The sequence below is a fragment of the Natronorubrum halalkaliphilum genome, assembly GCF_009834785.1.
GTDB lineage: Archaea > Halobacteriota > Halobacteria > Halobacteriales > Natrialbaceae > Natronorubrum > Natronorubrum halalkaliphilum.
Genome location: NZ_WUYX01000026.1, coordinates 96,129 through 114,833, shown reverse-complemented (window position 1 = coordinate 114,833; position 18,705 = coordinate 96,129). Strand labels below are relative to the sequence as shown.

Annotated in this window: 18 protein-coding genes; 5 read left to right on the top strand and 13 right to left on the bottom strand. The window is 57.3% G+C overall.

Features of this window, described 5'->3' with window-relative positions; all coding sequences use genetic code 11:
• Positions 1-213 precede the first annotated feature (213 nt).
• Positions 214-882, top strand: a complete 669-nt coding sequence (locus GS429_RS07470; protein WP_160064171.1) for a helix-turn-helix domain-containing protein — start codon at positions 214-216, stop codon at positions 880-882.
• A gap of 102 nt (positions 883-984) precedes the next feature.
• Here GS429_RS07470 and GS429_RS07465 read toward each other — a convergent pair whose 3' ends face one another.
• Positions 985-3,870 carry a UvrD-helicase domain-containing protein gene (locus GS429_RS07465; RefSeq protein ID WP_160064169.1) on the bottom strand — a complete coding sequence of 962 codons (2,886 nt, stop codon included), beginning with the start codon at positions 3,868-3,870 and terminating at the stop codon, positions 985-987.
• Positions 3,867-6,542: a PD-(D/E)XK nuclease family protein gene (locus GS429_RS07460; RefSeq protein WP_328821287.1), complete on the bottom strand. Its 2,676-nt coding sequence runs from the start codon at positions 6,540-6,542 to the stop codon at positions 3,867-3,869. Before GS429_RS07460 ends, GS429_RS07465 begins: the two co-directional genes overlap by 4 nt.
• 962 nt (positions 6,543-7,504) lie before the next feature.
• On the opposite strand from GS429_RS07460, the gene GS429_RS07455 reads away from it, so the two are divergent.
• Positions 7,505-8,305 carry an IclR family transcriptional regulator gene (locus GS429_RS07455; RefSeq protein WP_160064167.1) on the top strand — a complete coding sequence of 267 codons (801 nt, stop codon included), beginning with the start codon at positions 7,505-7,507 and terminating at the stop codon, positions 8,303-8,305.
• Between the two features lie 129 nt (positions 8,306-8,434).
• Here GS429_RS07455 and GS429_RS07450 read toward each other — a convergent pair whose 3' ends face one another.
• Positions 8,435-8,716 (bottom strand): DUF8072 family protein, encoded by a 282-nt coding sequence (locus tag GS429_RS07450; protein ID WP_160064165.1) that lies wholly within the window; start codon positions 8,714-8,716, stop codon positions 8,435-8,437.
• A 519-nt stretch (positions 8,717-9,235) separates the two neighbouring features.
• Between GS429_RS07450 and GS429_RS07445 the strand changes: the two genes are divergently transcribed.
• Together GS429_RS07445 and GS429_RS22375 are read left to right on the top strand one after the other, a co-directional pair.
• Positions 9,236-9,415, top strand: coding sequence for a DUF5786 family protein (locus GS429_RS07445; RefSeq protein WP_160064163.1), 180 nt, complete (start codon positions 9,236-9,238; stop codon positions 9,413-9,415).
• A gap of 61 nt (positions 9,416-9,476) precedes the next feature.
• Positions 9,477-9,611 (top strand): hypothetical protein, encoded by a 135-nt coding sequence (locus GS429_RS22375; protein ID WP_268892275.1) that lies wholly within the window; start codon positions 9,477-9,479, stop codon positions 9,609-9,611.
• Positions 9,612-10,483: 872 nt separating this feature from the next.
• Here the strand turns inward: GS429_RS22375 and GS429_RS07440 are convergent.
• Complete coding sequence (locus GS429_RS07440; protein WP_160064161.1) at positions 10,484-11,890, bottom strand: NAD(P)-binding protein; 1,407 nt, start codon at positions 11,888-11,890, stop codon at positions 10,484-10,486.
• Between the two features lie 635 nt (positions 11,891-12,525).
• On the opposite strand from GS429_RS07440, the gene GS429_RS22650 reads away from it, so the two are divergent.
• Positions 12,526-12,699: a hypothetical protein gene (locus GS429_RS22650; protein ID WP_425438193.1), complete on the top strand. Its 174-nt coding sequence runs from the start codon at positions 12,526-12,528 to the stop codon at positions 12,697-12,699.
• 242 nt (positions 12,700-12,941) lie between these two features.
• On the opposite strand, the gene GS429_RS07435 is transcribed toward GS429_RS22650, so the two are convergent.
• From GS429_RS07435 to GS429_RS07400, 9 genes are all read right to left on the bottom strand, one after another.
• The gene (locus GS429_RS07435) at positions 12,942-13,421 is read right to left on the bottom strand and encodes a type II toxin-antitoxin system VapC family toxin (RefSeq protein WP_160064159.1); all 480 of its coding nucleotides are present in this window, start codon (positions 13,419-13,421) and stop codon (positions 12,942-12,944) included.
• Positions 13,422-13,432: 11 nt separating this feature from the next.
• Positions 13,433-13,702 carry an AbrB/MazE/SpoVT family DNA-binding domain-containing protein gene (locus GS429_RS07430; protein WP_004216296.1) on the bottom strand — a complete coding sequence of 90 codons (270 nt, stop codon included), beginning with the start codon at positions 13,700-13,702 and terminating at the stop codon, positions 13,433-13,435.
• Positions 13,703-13,947: 245 nt separating this feature from the next.
• Positions 13,948-14,643, bottom strand: a complete 696-nt coding sequence (locus GS429_RS07425) for an alpha/beta fold hydrolase (RefSeq protein WP_235920762.1) — start codon at positions 14,641-14,643, stop codon at positions 13,948-13,950.
• Positions 14,627-15,196, bottom strand: a complete 570-nt coding sequence (dpsA, locus tag GS429_RS07420) for a DNA starvation/stationary phase protection protein DpsA (protein ID WP_160064157.1) — start codon at positions 15,194-15,196, stop codon at positions 14,627-14,629. Before dpsA (GS429_RS07420) ends, GS429_RS07425 begins: the two co-directional genes overlap by 17 nt.
• 2 nt (positions 15,197-15,198) lie before the next feature.
• Positions 15,199-15,774, bottom strand: coding sequence for a DNA starvation/stationary phase protection protein DpsA (gene dpsA, locus GS429_RS07415; RefSeq protein ID WP_160064155.1), 576 nt, complete (start codon positions 15,772-15,774; stop codon positions 15,199-15,201).
• Between the two features lie 116 nt (positions 15,775-15,890).
• Entirely contained in the window at positions 15,891-16,043 is a 153-nt protein-coding gene (locus GS429_RS21780) for a hypothetical protein (RefSeq protein ID WP_201293978.1), read from the bottom strand.
• Positions 16,044-16,179: 136 nt separating this feature from the next.
• A complete protein-coding gene (locus GS429_RS07410) occupies positions 16,180-16,953 on the bottom strand; it encodes a methyltransferase domain-containing protein (RefSeq protein ID WP_160064153.1) in 774 nt (257 codons plus the stop codon).
• 13 nt (positions 16,954-16,966) lie between these two features.
• Positions 16,967-17,572 carry an OsmC family protein gene (locus tag GS429_RS07405; protein WP_160064151.1) on the bottom strand — a complete coding sequence of 202 codons (606 nt, stop codon included), beginning with the start codon at positions 17,570-17,572 and terminating at the stop codon, positions 16,967-16,969.
• Between the two features lie 158 nt (positions 17,573-17,730).
• Complete coding sequence (locus tag GS429_RS07400; RefSeq protein ID WP_160064285.1) at positions 17,731-18,540, bottom strand: transcriptional regulator FilR1 domain-containing protein; 810 nt, start codon at positions 18,538-18,540, stop codon at positions 17,731-17,733.
• Positions 18,541-18,705 lie beyond the last annotated feature (165 nt).

The window sequence follows — 18,705 nt, the reverse complement described above, 5'->3', positions numbered from 1 at the left end:
TCATGTGGGAGCGTCATCGATCGTTACTGCGTGACACGGCGACAAACGGACAACCCCACAGGGCTGTGGGGTTTCATATGGCCACCGATCCCGCCCACGATTTGCTGAATGACCAGAAATACTGGACATAATCCCCCGAGTACTGTCTTTTGTGACCTTTCCCCTGCATACGCTTGCACCCTGTTTTGGGGATGGGGGTCGATACCAGTGAACATGACTGGTGGCGTACGCGTTGAAGTACGGATCACCGCACCGGAGACGTGTCCGGTCGCGGACGTCTCGGCGGCGACCGGCGGAACGGGCCGTTCCGTCACCTGGTCCGACGATCCGGAGACGGGTCAGACGGTCGAGGAGTTCGTTCTCGAGGCGCCGGACGAATCGGCCGACGAACGCGACCTCGAGGTACCCCTCGAGACGGTGTTTGCTGACGCGTCAAGCGAAATCTACCGGTTCGACCGGGACTGCGAGCAGGGCTGTCCCTGCGTGTCGATCGAGCGCTACGGCTATCCGATCGCGAACGTCGAAGCGAGCGAGGGATCGCTCGTCATCACCTTCCACGTCTCGGAACTCGACGAGATTCGAACCGTCCTCTCGGAGCTTCGATCGCGCTACGCCGGGATGTCGGTCGAACGGATCGTCCGTTCCGGGACGAAGGGAGCCGACTCGAGGCCCGTACACATCGATCGGAACACCCTGACCGACCGGCAGACCGAGGTGTTGCGGACGGCCCTCGAGATGGGGTACTTCGAACGACCGCGAGAGGCCACTGCGGGCGACGTCGCCGACGCGCTCGATATCAACAGGGCAACCTTTGCGGAACATCTCGCATCGGCCCAGCGGAAACTGCTTCCGACGATCGTTGGCGACTCTCCGCTCGGCTGAAGTCCGAGCCGTTGTTGCCCGCTGCAAAACTCGCTCCCGGGGACGATCGTGGACGTCCCTCGCTGCTTGATTCTGACGGACGCGTCATCAGCCCGCTGATCGTCATGGTCTCAATCCGTTCTCGGTGGCCAACTCCGCTAGCTCTGCTTCCGATAACGGGTCGATCTCAACGCGAGTGTCCTCGGCCGTATAGAAGAGCGATGCAGTCACCGTGCGATCGCTGAACCACTCGTCGAGGACGTGGTAGTAGACGCTGAGCTGGATTCGGTACTCGGACTCGGCGTGGCGACTGAGGTCCGTTTTGAAGTCGACGATCTCCGCGGTGTCGTCAGTTACGTGAACCAGATCGATCACCCCTGATAGCGTGACCCGTTTCCCGTCGGCCTCGAGCGGAAGATAGGCGCGTTCCTCGACTCGCAGCTCCCCCGGAAGTCCATCGAGGAACGCCTTCACGTGCCGTTCGTCGTCAGTATCGGGTGTGGCGTCCGTTCGAAGCACATAGTCTTCGGCGAACTCGTGAACCCGAGATCCGAACTCCGTCCCTCGTCCGTCGGAGACGGCCTCGTAGATGCCGTCGTCCATGAGCGAGTGCGGCGAGTAGCCTTCGGGTCCCGGTGACGCTGGCAGATCGATACTGAACTGTGTCTGCGTCCGTTCGTCGAGGTCTACTGACGAAACGTTCGGCTCGAGTGTCGCAATTTCGACCGGTAACTCCTCGAGGAAGGTGTTGGGTTCCTCGCCGGCTGCCAACAGCAGGTGATCTTCGGCGCGAGTCATCGCGACGTAGAGGAGCCGTCGTTCCTCGTCGTATTCGGTCGGCTGACAGCGCCGCAGCACGTCGGCACGCCAGTTGTCGTAGACGTGTGGGTCGCCGTGGGCGTCGTCGTAACGCTTCCGTTGACGGAGGCCGGTCGTTTCGGAGTAGGTGACGGTGCCGCCGGAGCCGCCCGACGGCGGGAACGCTCCGCTGTTCATGTTCCCGAGAATCACGATCGGATGCTCGAGACCCTTCACTGAGTGAATCGTCTGGACGGTGACCGAATCGGTGCCTGCGGCGGCCTGAACCTCCTGCGTGTAGCCGCTTTCGACGCCCCGTTCGATGATTCGAATCAGGTCGCCGCGTGTCATCGTGGTCGAGCTGTGCAGCGACTGGATCGTCGTGAGAAGGACGTCGGCCGTCGCTCCGTCGTAGCCGTAGCGATCGAACACGCGCCGCGTGACGGCCGCGTGCGTCTCGAAGGCCTCGAGTTCGGACCGGAATCCCTCCATCGCGTCGGGATAGCGCCCGTGTTCGAGGACGTAATCGATCTCGTCGAGCACGTAGCCGGCACGCTCTAAGACGACCGCCCATCCCCGCTTCGCTGCCGATCCGCCCTCGAGAATGCGCAGCCAGGCCAGCAGGAGTTTGGCTTGGTCGGTACGGAAGAGCTCGATCCCGCCTTCGTAGGCCATCGGAAAATCGGACGATTCGGCCGTCGAGAGCAACTCGCGGCCGAAATCTCGGGTCCGCGTGAGGACGGCGATATCACCGTACGTCGGCAACCGTAGTTCACCATCATCTTCGACGGCGTACTCGTCGTTGCCGACGATTTCCTGAATTTTCGTGAGGATCGCCTCGTGTTCGTCGGGATGCTGAAACGCCTCAATTTGTGAGTGATCCCGTTCGGTGTTCGAGAACAAGGAGACAACTTGCTCGAGAACCGATTCTCGATCCACCGACTCCCGACTGCTCCCCGGTGCGACGAGCGCGTTCTCGGAGAAGTCCAGAATCGACTGCGTCGAGCGGTAGTTCTGCTCGAGTTCGATCCGCGTGACGGGCTCGAGCGGAAACGAGACGCGATCGGCGTCGTCGTTCAACTCCGCGGCGAAACGCTCGAGTCGCGATTCGAACGCGGTGATGTTCTCGACGGCGGCGTACTGGAACGAGTAGATGCTCTGTTTCCAGTCGCCGACGACGCAGACGTTGTTCGTCCCCGAGAGGAGTAAGGCGAGTTTGAACTGAATCTCGCTCGAGTCCTGGAACTCGTCGATCATCGCGTACTCGAACGCAAGCGACTCGCGGAGGTCGTCGTCTTCACAGCACAGCACGAACGCGAACAGCTGGAGGAAGGAGAAGTTGAGGTAGTTCCGTCCGAGGGCAAACTCGAGGTAGTCGAAGTAGACGTCGTGGACGAACTCGATGAGCCGGTCGCGATCCTCGGTGAAGACGCGTTCGGCGACGTCCTCTGGAACGGATTTCGACCCGTACTCACCGCGTAACTCGTCGCGGTCGGGAGCGTCCGGGAGGTAACACTTGTCCTTCCCGTATCGACCGAGAGCCGATCGGAGCGTCGACTGCTTGCTGCCGCCGTTTCGCGGTCGATTTACCTCGTCGAACGCGTCTTTGAACGCGTCGAACTCCCCTTCGAGGGCGTCTCTGGAGTCGCGATACCAGCCATCAGCCGTCGGAAAAACGCCTTTCGCGGCGAGGGTGTTGATGAGATCAAGCAGTTCCGTCGGCTCTGAGAGACACCGGAGTTGATCGGCGTACTCGTCGTGTTCGTCGCTGAATCGGTCGATGAATTCGCGGAAGTACTCCTGCTCGATCGGTTTGTTCTCGAGGATCTGTGTCGACCCGGTAATCGCATCGTCGATTCCGAGATACGACGGTGCGTGAAAGCCGTGCTGATCGAGAATCTCGTTACACAGGCTGTGAAAGGTTTGAATGGGCGCGTCGTTTAGCGCCCGCATGTCGTAGTCGCAGTTGGCGACGATCCTGTCTTTCATTTCGGTCGCCGCGTTTCGGGTGAACGTGATCAGCAGGATATCGTCGGGTTCGACGTCGTCCTGGGCGACGATGTTCGCGTATCGGTGCGTGACCGTGAACGTCTTCCCGGTCCCCGCGCCGGCGTCGACGAGGTAGAGTCCGTCCGTGCTCTCAATGAGTTCTTGCTGGCCCGCGTTGGGCGTCGGTGCTGCAGGGGCCGACTCCTCGGATGGCGACGTCATCGTTGCACCTCCGAGTCCGCCGGATCGGCTGCTAGCGCTTCGTCGGTCTGCGCGTCCGGGGAGTCGTCTCGAGTCGGCCGGGATTCGGTCAGTAGCATATCGCGGTTGTCCACGTAGCGGTAGTTCGGTTCGCCGGCGCGCCCGTCGATCGGGAAGCGGTCCTCGCCGCGGCGATAGCGGTTCAACTCCTCGAGTTGCTCGTCGACGAAGCGTTCGAATTCGTCGAGGTCGTCGACGAAGTAGCCCGCTTTGCGGTAGCCACAGAGGTGCCTGAACGCTTGCATGCAGCCGTTTCTGACGTACTTGTAGTCGCCGACGTCGTCGACGAGGCGATCGACCAGCGCCTCGCCGAACGGCGAGTCGGCCATTTCGTCCGCGTCTCGCGTTCTGGGGACGTCGTAGGCGTCGAACGTCGCCAGATACGTCTCGTAGTCGCTTTTCGAGAACGTCTTATTACAGTCGTTCGCCGCGTCTTCACGGAGTTCGTCGTAGACCGTCCGGGACTGTACGAACTCGTCGAACGGGACCGGACGGTAGGTTATCGTCGTCAGGCAATCCTCGAGCGTTGCCTCGCCGGCAACGACATCGTCGAGCGTTTCGAGGAAGTGGAAGAACGTGAACTCGAGGGACTCGTCGGGCCGTTGCCGACGCCAGTAGGTGAGATACAGGAGCGCCTGGAAGTTCGGTCTGTCGCTCGGGTCGTCGATCGAGGCGTGTTTCGTCACCTGCGACGCGGAGGTTCTGCTCCCACTCTTGAAATCGACGAGTCGCGTCGGCGACTGGACGAGGTCGATCTTTCCCTTGAGTCGGAGGTCGTCGTCTTCGAACCACCGCTCGGTCGCCGGCGAGTCGACGTCGCGATCGAAGGACGCTGCGAAGAAATTCGTTCCCCGGCCGCTGGCCGGCGTCAGGAACGTCGTCTCGGTCGGCGCGTTCTCCTCGAGGTAGTCACAGATCGTCTCGAGGCCGATCCGATACCGCGTCCGCTGGGTCTCGAGGTCGATACGCCGGTGGAACGCACGCGTCTCTTCGATCATGAGGTCGACGGCCTCCTCGAGACGGCCGTTGTCGACGAACTCGGGGTGGTTGACGACGAACTCGGCGAAGTCGTGAAAGAGGTTGCCGTCGGCGAAGTAGTGCTTGTCCGGCGACTCGACCAGTCGCCCGAAGAAGTAGTCTCGCGGCGAGTTTGCGTATGCGTTCAGACCCGACTGGCTGACCGTCTCGACGTGATCGGGGTCGACGGCCGCATCCAGTGGCTCTCGTTCGAAGCCGTCACCGGCCGTTCGCCTCGTCCGTGCGTGGCGGATCGACTCGAGATCGCCGAACCGCTCGAACTCGCTCTCCAGTAATTCGTCGAAGTATAGACACGGCGTGATAGGGACGCTGCCGGCCGTATCCTGCACGAGATACTGTTGTTCGACGCCGCTCTGGAGGAGCGACTGGAAGCTGTCGACGTTTCGCTCGTACTCCTCCTCGCGGTCGACCCACGGGCGGTTTGGCGAGTCGTGGGTCCAGTCCTCGTCGAGCCCCAGATAGAAGACGACCGGCCGATCGACGAACGACGCTGATTTTGCGTCCGCCAGCAACACTCCCTCGTTGTCGCGATCGATCGGCACCTCATAGGTCTCGAGGTAGAAGGCCAGTCGATCGATCGCGTCCGTCGTGATCGCCTCCTCGAGTATCCCCAGTTCCTCGAGTTCGTCGCGGAACGGATCAAGCGTTCGCCCTGCTCGATCTTCGTACGCGTTCAGCGTCTCTCCGAAGGTTAGCGCGTCCGTCCGATCGATGAACTCACAGAGCCACTCGATTTCGGGATCGTCCACGTCGAGGAGTCGTTTCTCGTCGTGTTCGACCGGCACCGTTGCACCGAGACACGACAGCAGCGGCTTCACGGAGTACACGCGGGTATCGGACCCCGCCGTCGTACAGCGAAGCAACTGGACGAACGCGCGGTGATCGCGGTCGTCCATGAAGCCGGGACCACCGTAGTACGGAACCGCCGCCGTCTCGAGGGCCGACTCGACGAGCGGAGAATATTCGCTGCTCGAATCGAGCACGATGCCGATATCGTCCGCGTTCTCCTGCGAAACGGTGTCGAGAATCGCGTCGACGATCGCTGCTGGCGACTCGAAGATTCGAAACGCCGGGAGATCGAACGCGTCCTCGGTGAACCGGTCGATTGAATCGTACTCCGCCGGAAGAATCGACCGCTCGAGGTTCGTCAATTGAGACTCGCCGACGACCGCGACCGATTCGTCCGTATCGGCGTCGATCTCGTACGCTGCGAGCAGTCGCGAAGACGTCTGCAACGAACCGACGATATCGACGACGGTTCTGGCCGCCGGCGTGTCGAACGCCTCGTACTCGAGAATCGCGTCGGCGCTACCCCGGTACTCCCAACACTGGAGCACGTTGCCGACGGTGTAGGCGATCTCCTTCCAGCCGAGATCGGTCTCGTCGATCACCTCGAGAAACGCCGTTCGGTCCTCCGCGGTCTCCCGGCGGCGCGTCGCGAGGCGCCGAGGCGTGATAGCGAACGGCCCGAAATGGGCTCGCTCGAGGCGGCGATTGAGCGCATCTGCAAGCGGTGAGTCGGGAACGATCACGAGGTCGTAGTCGGCAACCTCGTGATACAGTCGATCGATCGGTTTCGACTGTTTGAGTGACACGATGTCTACCGGTTGCGGTACCGGACAATAAGTCTGTATGTCGATATTGTCGAGTGCTCTGTCATCTCCGGTGTCGTCTGATCGCACTCGAAAGGTGAATTGGGCAATTTACCTTACCGATCCGCGGTGCTATGGTACCAACTGGAGCTGTTTACACACCGATCGCAGTCGCTCACGGGTCGGTCGCTCCCCGTCTGCTCACGGCGGCGTGCTGCCGTTCACACGGTTCGCGGGATCGGTGATCCCGCGCTATTCGCGTCTCTGCTTCTCGCGTCCTCAACCGCACTCCCGTCGTGCGATCGGGTGTGCACTGACTTTGCCGCTGCCGATCCAAAACGAACGAATGTCTCCACAGCAAGTCAGTGGGTGTTGACGTCGTGATTCACGATATCCCAACGCAGACATCCTCGACTTCAGGGGTAGAGATGGCAGTGGTCTGTAGGGAATCCCCAGCCCACAATTGAGGACAGTACGTTCGGGTTTTACTATCAATAATAGTATCTATTGCTATAGTACTCAAATAGTAGATATGATGGTTTTCCATTGAGACTCAGTATCCGAATCATCGCAATACATTCCCAGGTCCGAATTTGAAGTGCTAAGATCCTCCTCTAGGCAGGATTTGGATCTACTCGAGACTTTTCCTGGAAATCGCTCTATACATTCAATCTACTTCTTCTCAATTTGGTTTACATGCCATATCGGGCTAGAATCGTCTTTTCTAGTTCGTATCTCTATGAGTCCGCTAACTGAATGTAATTTACCATTCATATCAGAATCAAGTCTATGAACAAATAATGGTATAAATATCCGATCGGCTGTAGATTTCGTCAGTTATTGGCCAAGGTGAATGCGGTGAGTTAGGCAAATCTAACGTCGTATAGCGATTCACTACGGCCCCTTTCTATATAATAATCCGGTCCAGCCGAATCTTTATATCGATTCGATCTCTACAGAGAACTATGACCAAACAAACAGCGAAAACTACGGAACGATCATTCCTCGTGATCAATACGGTTCAGAGCTTAGGCGGTGCAACACTCGAGGAATTAACCGGTGAACTAGAGATTGCAAGAAGTACGATTCACCTGCACCTCCAGACCCTTCTCGAGGAAGGGTATCTCACCAAGGAAGGTGCCGTATATCACGTCGGCTTACGATTTCTCAATCACGGCGAGTACGCGCGCTCACGCAAGAAAGCGTACACGCTGGCGAAGCAGACCGTGACTGACCTGTCCGACCAGATCGACGAAGAGGTCGAATTCGTCGTTGAAAGCGACAATCGCGGTATTCTCGTCCACGAATCCTTCCATCCCGACAGCCATTTCCCGTCCAAGGAACGACATATTTCAACTGCGCCGAGTTCAGCCGGAATCTACTATTATCTCCATAGCGTCGCAACCGGTAAAGCGATTCTCGCCGAATCGCCCGACGAACGCGTCGAAGCAGTACTGGACGACTGGGGACTCCCCAAACAGACAGCACGAACCGTTACGGACCGAGAGGACTTCTTCCGAGAACTCGAGCAGATTCGAGACCGAGGCATCGCGTTCGCAGACGAAGAGTACGTCGACGGCCTGAGAGAAGTCGGTCGGTGCGTCCACGGACCCGATGGGAGCGTTCTCGGTGCGATTGCTATCATCGGTCCGAAGTACCGATTCACGGACGAACGGTACACGTCCGAACTGCCGGAGATCCTAACGGAATACGTCCACGACCTCGAGAACGAGATCGACGACTCGTACTTGGACGATTATCGCTGACCGTTCGGACCCCCACAAGTTCCAGCGTCCGTTCCGCACGTTGTATCACTATATCCTGTCGACCGGTGGAACCCGACTGCTATCCCATAGTCCGATGCCGGCTCTCAAAATTCGCCGGTCACTGCGAAGTCACGATTCCGCTCTGTTAACTTCGGTAACCGTTCCCGTCATCGTCCATTCCGATTCGTCTGGGCCCTTTCGTCCGACCAGAATCGATTCGGTATCGGCACTCGAGACGAATCGATAGTCCGCGTCATCGGCTTCGCAAATGCCCTCCGCCTGAAATTCCCGCTGGAAGAACTCAGCACCGGAGATACGAAAGACAGCTACTGTTCCGTCGTCGAGCGTCAGCTCGACGGGTCCAGGACTGAACTGGTGTATTCGCTTCGCGATCGGGTTGAGGTCTGCCATACTACTGTACTGGCGGCCACACCCTATAAGTCGTGTTGATCCGCGCCAGATCACACCGATGACATAGTCCAGTACGTCTGTCGCCACGAGCAACATGACGTGAGTAATCGTCCGCGTGAATCTGGTACTGTCCGTCGATCATTTTCCAATCAGGCACATGGCCCGAGTGAGCCGATCTCCGCAATTGCGTGTCGATTTCTGTTCGGGATACTACTATATGTTCGAAATGGATGTACTATTATAAGCAACGCTTGTTCGAGAACCGTTTCTCCCGTTCCGACTGAACACCCTATCCTGTATATTTTAGTATCCGATTGTAGAATAAATCGCCCGAAACCGTTCTTTTACATCGATACGCATGTAAAGTCCTGATGGCGGAGTTGAACGTGGAGTAGTCGAAATCCAGCTATAGTGGACTATTAAATAGATGTCTGTCAGAACGACGCTACATCGTCTGTATCGCTATTGTATGGCTGAGCGATACCTTGATTACGACTCCTCACCTATACTCGATTTCATATGGGTATAGAAACCGATGACCAGCATGCCGACGAGCGTCGCGAACGAGCGATCTCCGAGTTTCAGTTGGATTCGGACGATCAACCGAACGAGTATCGAGGGGAAATAACGTTCGACGAGGACAGTTCGACTGACGAACTCCTCGAGAATCTCCAGAAAATTAAGTCGAACAAACCGTGACTCAGTCGGAGAACAAATCCAGATCAAACAATTTATCTCGGCCTAATGGATACTACTGAATATGGCGCTTGACGAGATCCTCAACGGCGACCAGATCACCGGCCGGCAAGCCGCGATGATCTTTTTTGCTTGGTTAATGTTAGTAATAGCAGCTGGATTCATTATGCTATTATACACGAGTGCTACCATCGGATGAGAAACGCTTACAGAACGCTCACAGCTTACCTTTCCAAAACGGGCCGTGGGACGAGATCCTCGAGGTGTTCGGTCCCCATTGGGTAGTGAGCCGATAGTTCAGCCAGAGGTCCAACTCCAAACCCAGTGAGGGAAGTGAGACGTTGCGTTTTCTGGGCGATCCGAGCTCGAAAACGCACGCATCTGTGATACACACTCTCTCTCAGTTTGGCTTGGAGTTTGTGAAGCGCAAAGAAACATCATAGCTGTTTATGAATCTTATATTTGGTTTTCCCTTACTGAAGTCTCGCTTTCGAATAGTATTCGAATCACCGACATGATTGGTGCAAAGTGGGTTCAATTAGCTAGTCGAAGCTGGATTCACAAGGTATATTTCCAGCCCGATCTCTGTCGAAGTTCGAATCACGTCGCAGTTGAGAAGACGGTGATTCGGCTCGTCAAGGAACAGTATTGGCTGTACGCTGCTGTCGATTCGGAGTTAAACGACCACTCCGGACAACGCTTGAGACGACTCTAAACTAGGTTAACTCTGATGTGTTCTTCATGGAGTCACGCGAGAAACACGACGTCAAGACGCCGTATTTCTCGTCGGTGGAGATGAGCCGTCTAAATCATACTTGTCGACAACATGGTCACAATTTCAGATGTGAGCGACATGGAGTTGGAGCTGTGCTAAACATGCATTTTTTGAAATAGGACACACAACTCCTATTTTCCCAAACTATTTCGGTAACGTGTGGGTAGCAACTGCTGACCAGTGGTTTAAATCGTTCGTCGTTGCACGGAATCAGCCTACCCGAACACGATGGTGAGCGGGGTAGTATTCCGTTGACATCCTCCCGCGTTGGGACAGGCAGATCATCGAAAAATCGTTCAGGGGGTCGAGGACCTGGCGAGTTCGCGGAGCCGTTCGAGGTTGGCAATCGCCGGTTCGCGGTGCTCATTGATCCGCTCGAGTGCGTCCTGCATGCGCGGATCATCGAGGTGATCATCGATACCCTGAACGAAGCCGATCTGGCAGTGTTGGAGCCAGTTCTCGATGTCGGGTTCCTCTCGCCACGCGGCGCGAGCCCGTTGGGTGTTAAGGGTATATTGGATCATGTTCTCCGCGTCGCCGGTAAGTGGAGTGGGCGGGCACAGCCGGTTTTTCTCCGCGTCGTCGTTGCGGGTCGCCTCGACGTAGGCGGTGATAGCGGCACTGAACGGAATGGGGATGAGAATATACTGCACGGTGATCCGGTCGGGTTCGAAGATCGGCCGCACTGAGGGGGTCTTGAGTCCGCGGGCGGTGCAGTCGACGTGCACACGCTGTGGGTCGGTGGGCACGGTCCCGTTGTCGAGCACGATGCGGTCGGCCTCGAGACGCTGGACGTATCCTTTGCGGATGACGTTGCGGATTTGGCGCAGGTCGTCGCGTTCGTCCTGGCTGAGAATCGCCCCGCGCCAGGTTTCGGGTTCGATCTCGGGGTCGAGCGGGACGACCACCCCGTTGGCTGCAAGCCGTTGGAAAAAGTCGGGAACGTCTTCGGCCTCCGCGGCGGCTTCCAACCTCAGCGAAGACCACTCCAGTAATGATGGCAATAGCTCCAAAGTTTGCAGATTGCGCCTGGGAAGCGTCCATGGGTCGCGTGGTCGAATCCACCGGATCTCTGCCGGTGGAACGCCCTGGTTGAGCAACCAGCCGCAGGTGTCCATGGATGTCTTCCCCGACCCGATGACAGTGAACCCGTCGGCTGGATCGGTAAGCTCGAGGAGCTCGTTGGGGGTGACCAGCCGCACGTCCGGGTCCACGTCGAACGGTGGCGTATGAGTTGCGGGAATGGACGATTCCACGTAGGTGGCGTCCACGACCCGGTGCCGGACCTGCACCTTGGTCGTCTCGCCGGTCAGCCGCGACTCGAACCGATGGTAGCCAGCATCGGGACCGACGTAGTTGGACATCCCGAAAAAGCGGACCCGTCCTGAGGCGAGCAGCTCCTCGTCGAGTACGCGGCGGTAGTAGCCGCAGATCTCCGCACCGTTGGCCCGCTCGTAGAACCCAGCGTTGGAACCGACTTCGTCGATCGTGTCATCGCCCAGCCGCCGCGAGTTGACCCCGTAGACCGCAGACGGCTGGTGCAGCCGCACGAACGGATAGGCGTCGTTCCAGTGGCCACCCGGATTCGCTCTTTGGTCCACCATCACGACATCGGCGTCGGACTCGTCGATCAACGTGTCCGTAAACGCCATCCCCGACGCCCCGGCACCCACTACCAGGTAGTCCGTCTCAAGCGCCGTCATATCGAACCACCGGCGTCGTCAGACGCTCAGCGCGATTGCTCCCGGAAGAATCCCGGTTGATCTGTTTGTCTTCGGTTTCTAACTGATTACTAGCGTCTGTCATCTGATGGGAGACTATGCGAAACAACCACATATAGTCACTCCGTGACTAATCTGCACGGGCTGAGCAGGAACTGCCACGTACGGGTCGTTCGGGTAGTGAAGAATACACGCCCTGAATCCAAGCCGCCAAATATCCTATTAGAATCTGGTAGAGCGTGACATCCTCCCACGACTAACGTCGTGGATTTTCTCGCCTAATTTCTATAAGTGGCCAGGATGGGTGTGCCAGCCACCTGTGCCTCCCGGCTCCCAGCGAGCTTCGAGGAACATGGTTGTGGAGGCATCGTCCAACTCGACCACGATGGGGTCGTCGACTTCGGGATAGGACCACTCTTGTTTGTATCACTTTCTGCGAAACGAACTACGAGAAACGGGTACAGATAGCTATTCACTGTTCTTTCAGCAGTCGTTGATTGCGTTGCAACAGCTGACACCGGATCATCGTCTGCACGGACGTCAGAGACTGCAGAAATTGCAGAAGATAGCTATCTACCTTTTCGCATAGTAGCGGTTCTCGTTGGGACGGTGAAAAGATGCAAACATCAGAAGTACGGCAAGTCATGTGTCCGAAGTGTGGAAAAATCAGCAACGTGCCAGTCCCTGAAGCGGAGGTGGATCTGAAAACCAGCCCGTACAGACGTGCGTTCGGCGACTACACGAAAATCGAATGCTTGGACGGGCATATCTTCTGGGTCTACTACTGCTAACTGGATGCGTTTGCTATCAGCAGTTCAGCTTGCAGACACAGATATCTGACTCGACACAGACCAGTCAAAAAGACGGTCTTTTGCTGCATCTTTCCTCTCTATTCAGCAGGCCGATCTTGGCAGCGACTCGGGAGTTCGGTCAAGATCTGCTGAATACACAGCGCGAATGTTGCACGGGCTGAGGAGGGGTCAACGCCAAGATCGAACGGTCAGTATAGACCGCATATGCATCACAGACCATACTATCCATCAATTAGGGTTAATTTCTCACGTGTCTCAGTTGGAATTGGATTGACGTATTTCACATCTTCGTCGTCACAAAGACCGTCGAAATCGCCGTCAGTTGTAATCAAGTAATCGGCGTCATATGCTCGAGCAAGCGCGACGATGAACGAATCGTACACGTCGTGGTTTTTCTCAGCGCTGATCTCGTACGCCTCAAGCAGCGTTGTCTCGGTAGCACTGACGATTCGTGCAGGGCTACGAACAAGTGATTGGATAGCATTCCGAGCATCAACTGCGTCTACTCCAAAATTGCTCGTCATCAGATACTGCGCTCGCAACGGATAATAATCAAACACGAGCAAGACGTTTGGTCCATCAATTGCGTTTTGGACCCATGGATACACATCGTCATGTGCAGGATGATCATCGGTGAGCGCGATTGCTAGTACGTTCACGTCAGTAAGAACTGTCACTTCAGTAGGGAGAGAATCAGTCATCAGATAGTCGCTCACTGGTCCATCGGACCGAAGAGGGTTTCTCCGGCATCAGTTGGTGTCGTGTTCTCCCAGTTCTTCTGACCGGCTGTTGCTGTCTCTAATTTCGAGCTTGGTTTGGGGTTGACTTCAAGGACCGACCCGACGAGGGTTGCAGGAATCTCATCGTTTGATTCGATTCCTAATCGGTCCCGAACCTCTTTTGGGAGTGTTACCCGCCCTCTATCGTCCACTGTGAGTGTGAGTTCTTCCCCGTTGTTCGCTTCAAATGCGGACTTTCCCATTTTGAATCACCTGATTCCCACTACTGTGTTGACATACAAAACTCTTGCGCCACTCGAAATGTTGATCAGTTCGCATCTGTAGTGAGCAGATGGTACACATCTTACGGCGTGAAACAAACGGGGTCGTTGTACTGCATCCATCCTCTGGATTCAGCAGTTCATTCTTTGCAGTAATTCGGTAGTTCAATCAAGCTCTGCTGCATACACAGCGCGTATCGGTTACAATGAGTTGGCGAATTGACTCACTACCCGATTGAATCGCTCGGACTATTCGAGGAGTGGACAGTGCCCACTGTCTTCGAGGAGTTCAAAACGACTATCTGGAACGAGTTCCGTGACGTGACGAACAGACGCGACGGTTCCTCGTTTCTCGTCCGCGCCGGCACACACCAACATCGAAACGTCGATTTCGGGAAGCACCGGTAATCGTGCGTGAGCGCGTCGAAGAGGATTGCACTTTTGATCGGCGCGGGCGTCCGCGAGAGTTCGTCGAACTGCATAGTTCTCATCTCGGCACTGGGTGGGTCCTTGAAGACTTGCTCCGTACCCCGTTCGATGAGACTCGTCTGGTCCTGCTGGACTAGTTCGAGCGTGGCTTTGAGTCCCTCCAGATCGGTGATGCCGTAGTCGTAGTCGTCCCACTGAAAGCGGGTGGCTTCCATATCGACATCCACCAGTCCTCGAAGCCTGCCAGTTCCGAATTGATCGACGTAGTCCCAGGAAACAAGCGCACCCATCGACCATCCGATCAAGACGACGTCGTCGAGTTCGTGCTGGTCGGGAAAAGCGTGCAAATCACGGGCATACTGCGCCACTGTGTGTCCCAGTTCAGTCACGAGAACGAATCTCTCGTGCGCTCTCTCGGGGAGCGACGCGTTCTGAGGACGCCTTGAACGGTGGGATTCGCTCCCCGAAAAAGAGGGACTAGTCGCCCGGTCCACGCCAGACCAGTGTATCGTCGGCAAGATACTTCTCGATCGTGTGCGCATCCGCTTCGATCGTCGTGAGGTGCTCGCGAAGAAGTTCACCAGTGGTCTCGTCGCCTAATTGGTCCACTAACTCGACGTGGTCGCGCATCTGAACTGCGAGCGTCGCGTACCCATCGAGATCACGTTCCAGGGATGATCGCACGTCGTAGTGGTGTGAATCTTCGATCTCAATTGGAGCGTGCTGACGAACACCCATCGGACCACAGACCGGCACACCGCCGAGTGCATGCACGCGAATCGCCAGGGCATCAGTCATTCCAGTGAGCCGATCGGCGGCGCCTTCGAGGAAATCACCGACGTCGTTCGATTCTGCTCCTTCGACGAGCCAGTAGTGTTTCCGTACCTGATTGAAGAGGATGTAGAGCCCCGAGAGTTCGGCATTCAGCGCTTCCACGATCCGTTTCGCCGTTTCCCGCTCGAGTCGGAGTTCGTTCCCCCTGACAGTATCCCACTGTTGGCGAAGGTGGTCCGGATCAGGCTTCCGTAGATGTGGTGTACTCCCCATGGTTACTCGAGTGCGTCCTCCCGAACGAGCGTGTCGTCTTCGAGAAACCGTTCGATCTCGTGGGCGTCGTTTTCGAGGACGTTCAGGTGGTTACGAAGACGCTCTGCCGTTCCCGTATCACCCAGGTCTTCGATGAGCCCAACGTGTTCACGTACGCTTGCGACTACCGTCGCGTATCCTTCGAGGTCCCCTTCCAGTGAGGCTCGCAGGTCGTAGAGGTCCTCGGCTTCGAGGTGGACCTCGGCATGGTCCTGAATCGTCGGCGGCGTGTTCGGTGGAATGCCACCGAGTTCGACGATGCGTACGGCGAGATCGTCATTGATGGTGCGTACGCGCTTATACGCGTCGGCGAGAAAGTCCGCAACCTCGTCGAACTCGGCCCCCTCCGCCGTCCAGTAGTGCTTGCGGAGGAGATAAAACAGATTGAACGTGCCGGCGTGATCGACACTGAGTGCGTCGATGATGACCTCGGCGTCGTCGCGGTCGATGCGGAGTTCGTTTTCACTGACGGTGCCCCATTCTTGACGGCGTTCACCAGTGTCGGGCTGGCGAACGAGGCCGATCTGTCTCTTAGTCATTGGTGCTTTGGTGAGTCGCTTCTTCGAGGATACTCGTGTGCGGGTCTGGGAACGCGAGGCGTTTCTAGCGTTCGAATCTGACCGGTTAGATTTTCAGTCGAGCTAAATGCCTCTCCTTAGTGCTTCTCGTGAACGTCCTCGCGGAGATCGTCCACATCGCCAAATTCCTCGTCGTATGCGGCATAGGTGCTGTGATGCAGGGCAACGTGCTGGGTGACGCCGTCTGCTGACCGGAACGGTTCGTTACTGGTGGTACAGCTGTACGCCATCGTATCTCAATCCTCCCCTCCCGTTCGTAAAAATGGGGCGCATGAATTGTTGTGACTAGAAAGAATTGTTTGCGATCCAACAAGCGGGAAATATGTTGTCCGTCGGTTCGGTGTTGTCAGTCGGTGTCTCACGGTCTCAGCCGGTTTTCTGAGCACCTACTGAGATGCTCTTCACGCCGTATTTCTGACACGCATTCGCAGCCTGATCAGAGATAAAGTCGTACTCGGCGTTCTCTCGGACCTCCGCGAGGCCGAACCCGGCGGTTTCGATGAGCGACGTGTAGCTATCGACCTGTTCGGCTCCACCGATACAGGCTGCCCAGAGATCCGCGTCGTTCTTGATGCCCTCGGGCAGCTGCCGTTCGCTGATGATGTCCGAGAGGGCGAGCCGCCCGCCCGACCGCAACACTCTGTGTGCCTCCTCGAACACCCGGTCTTTCGCTGCCGAGAGATTGATCACGCCGTTCGAGATCACGGCGTCGAACGACTCGTCCTCAAACGGCAGGTCCTCGATGTATCCCTGTCGGAAGCTGACGTTGTGGAAGCCGTTGGCCGCGGCGAGGTCCGTAGCTTTCTTGACCTGCTCGCTCGTCATGTCTACACCCGTGACGGACCCGGTCTCGGTGACGTTCATCGCGGCGTAGAAGGCGTCCATCCCGGAGCCGCTGCCGAGATCGAGGACGTCTTCGCGCGGTTCGAGCTCCGCCATCTCGAAGTAGTAGCCGACGCCTGCGAACGAGTCGATCGCTTCGTCGGGAACGTAGCTGAGAGTGTCCGGATCGTATCCGAGCCGTTCGGCGAGTTCGCGGCCCGTCTCGAAGTGAAACTCCGCGTCGGCGGACTCCGCGACGTCGCGGTACATCGATTTGACTTCGTGTTCGAGTTTCTCCGTGTCGAGTGATTTGCTCATTGTTGATCACCTGTTAGTCGCCGCCTGCCACCTTGGCGGGCGTGTTGATGGTCATATCGACGTCCTGGCTGAGCGAGACGAACGTGTAAACGGGCGCACGCCGCGCCCATTCGTCGATCAGATCCTCGTCGACGTCGGCGCCATCGATCTCGACTTCGGCGGTGAGGTTTTCGAAAACCGAGTCGGCCTCCTTCAGTTCCTCGAGGTTGAAGAGCACCGCTGGATCGAAATCGGTCCGGACGCGCGTCTGGAGGTGGTCGATATCCACGCCGTTGGCGGCGGCGTTGATGGTGATTCCGACGTTGATGCAAGCGGCCAGCGCCGACAGCGCCGCTTCTATCGGCTCGAGCCGATCGATCCCGCCTACCCACCCGCCAGCGTCCAACACTTCCTTCCAGGCGCCGTAGGGAATCGTGTATTCGCGCGTTCCACGAGCGATCGTTTCGCCCCCGAGCTCGTAGCTATCGACTTTCGCCAGGCTGTGTGCAGCCGTCCCTTCGTAGGTCGCAGATGCTCGGAGGCCAAGCTCGACTGCGTCGGGGTGTTCGGATGCGTGTTCAGCGAACTCCTCGAGCGTTTCGAGGTCTACTCCGTGGGCTACTTGACTTTCGTTTGACATGGTTTATTGTCCCCCTGCGAGCGAGACTACGAAGGGAAAACTGTTGTAGCTATTTCGTGCCGTTCCGGCAGGTGCAGCCAGTTTTGCAGTCGTTGAAGAAACGTCAACGGTTGCGATTTGGCGTGGCGTGAGCCCGCCACGCACACGTCGGTAAATCGTCATCCGATGAGCTGTTGATATTCGAGCGGTCGAGCCTCGGCTCTGTATGTCGTGTACACCGATTCTGCCCACTCGTCTGCCGCCGGCGTGTCGGTGTCGATCAACACCTCAACTCCTGCGCTGTCGGGGTCGTAATCGTTCACAGCGATTCGGTCGTCGAAGAAGCTGAGCCCGTAGGGAGGCACATCGTCGTGGACGAGCGGATTCAGATTGCCGCTTTCGAGGATGTCCGAGCAGAGTTCGGGGTACGTCGAAAGAACGTATCTGGCGGCGTTCGGCGGATTAATGATTTCAGCCTGCATTCCGCCGAGGACCTGCTGACGGAATTCCTCCCGGCAGGGCTCGAGCAAGGCGATGTCGACTCCAAGAAACCGAAATCGATCGGCATCCTGGAGCAACGACCTGAATCGTCCAATCGGACGGTACGGCGCGTCGTGGTCGGCGACGGTCACCGTCATCTCCGAGCTCATCTCGATCGTGAACTCGATCACATCGTCCGGAAGCCAGTGCCACACGTCACGCAACTTCCGTTCGGCTTCGACTCGTTCGAGCAGGTCCTCCATCCCGGAGGCGATACCCTCTCCCAGAGTCGTTGCCACGAACTGGTATCCTTCTTTCCGGATCCAGTTTCGGTCTCCGAATTCGGTTAGCGTCCGGCGGATGGTAGACGACGACACCCCGGTCAACTCGCAGAGTTCGGAGCGACTCCGGGGACGGTCTGTCAACGCGACAAGCGTCGGGACGCGATGTTCGGACCGGGTTAAATACGCGACGTCTCCAATCGGTGAGTCTTGCCTATAGTGGTCCATGTTAACACCCATCAATTAGAGTACACCAACAACTGTGAAAACGATTGCCCCCTGCTCACGTCACAGTTGTTGACATCCTCCTCCGCCTGAAGGTGGAAGAATTTCGGCCGAAGTTGGGAGATTACACATCGATGTCGGGGAGGGAGTAAGCTGCCTCCGCTTTGA

Bases quoted from the DNA above. Each gene is read 5' to 3' on its own strand.
- GS429_RS07470 (WP_160064171.1), top strand. From the start codon at position 214: ATGACTGGTGGCGTACGCGTTGAAGTACGGATCACCGCACCGGAGACG.
- GS429_RS07465 (WP_160064169.1), bottom strand. From the start codon at position 3,870: ATGACGTCGCCATCCGAGGAGTCGGCCCCTGCAGCACCGACGCCCAAC.
- GS429_RS07455 (WP_160064167.1), top strand. From the start codon at position 7,505: ATGACCAAACAAACAGCGAAAACTACGGAACGATCATTCCTCGTGATC.
- GS429_RS07450 (WP_160064165.1), bottom strand. From the start codon at position 8,716: ATGGCAGACCTCAACCCGATCGCGAAGCGAATACACCAGTTCAGTCCT.
- GS429_RS07445 (WP_160064163.1), top strand. From the start codon at position 9,236: ATGGGTATAGAAACCGATGACCAGCATGCCGACGAGCGTCGCGAACGA.
- GS429_RS22375 (WP_268892275.1), top strand. From the start codon at position 9,477: ATGGCGCTTGACGAGATCCTCAACGGCGACCAGATCACCGGCCGGCAA.
- GS429_RS07440 (WP_160064161.1), bottom strand. From the start codon at position 11,890: ATGACGGCGCTTGAGACGGACTACCTGGTAGTGGGTGCCGGGGCGTCG.
- GS429_RS22650 (WP_425438193.1), top strand. From the start codon at position 12,526: ATGCAAACATCAGAAGTACGGCAAGTCATGTGTCCGAAGTGTGGAAAA.
- GS429_RS07435 (WP_160064159.1), bottom strand. From the start codon at position 13,421: ATGACTGATTCTCTCCCTACTGAAGTGACAGTTCTTACTGACGTGAAC.
- GS429_RS07430 (WP_004216296.1), bottom strand. From the start codon at position 13,702: ATGGGAAAGTCCGCATTTGAAGCGAACAACGGGGAAGAACTCACACTC.
- dpsA (WP_160064157.1), bottom strand. From the start codon at position 15,196: ATGGGGAGTACACCACATCTACGGAAGCCTGATCCGGACCACCTTCGC.
- dpsA (WP_160064155.1), bottom strand. From the start codon at position 15,774: ATGACTAAGAGACAGATCGGCCTCGTTCGCCAGCCCGACACTGGTGAA.
- GS429_RS21780 (WP_201293978.1), bottom strand. From the start codon at position 16,043: ATGGCGTACAGCTGTACCACCAGTAACGAACCGTTCCGGTCAGCAGAC.
- GS429_RS07410 (WP_160064153.1), bottom strand. From the start codon at position 16,953: ATGAGCAAATCACTCGACACGGAGAAACTCGAACACGAAGTCAAATCG.
- GS429_RS07405 (WP_160064151.1), bottom strand. From the start codon at position 17,572: ATGTCAAACGAAAGTCAAGTAGCCCACGGAGTAGACCTCGAAACGCTC.
- GS429_RS07400 (WP_160064285.1), bottom strand. From the start codon at position 18,540: ATGGACCACTATAGGCAAGACTCACCGATTGGAGACGTCGCGTATTTA.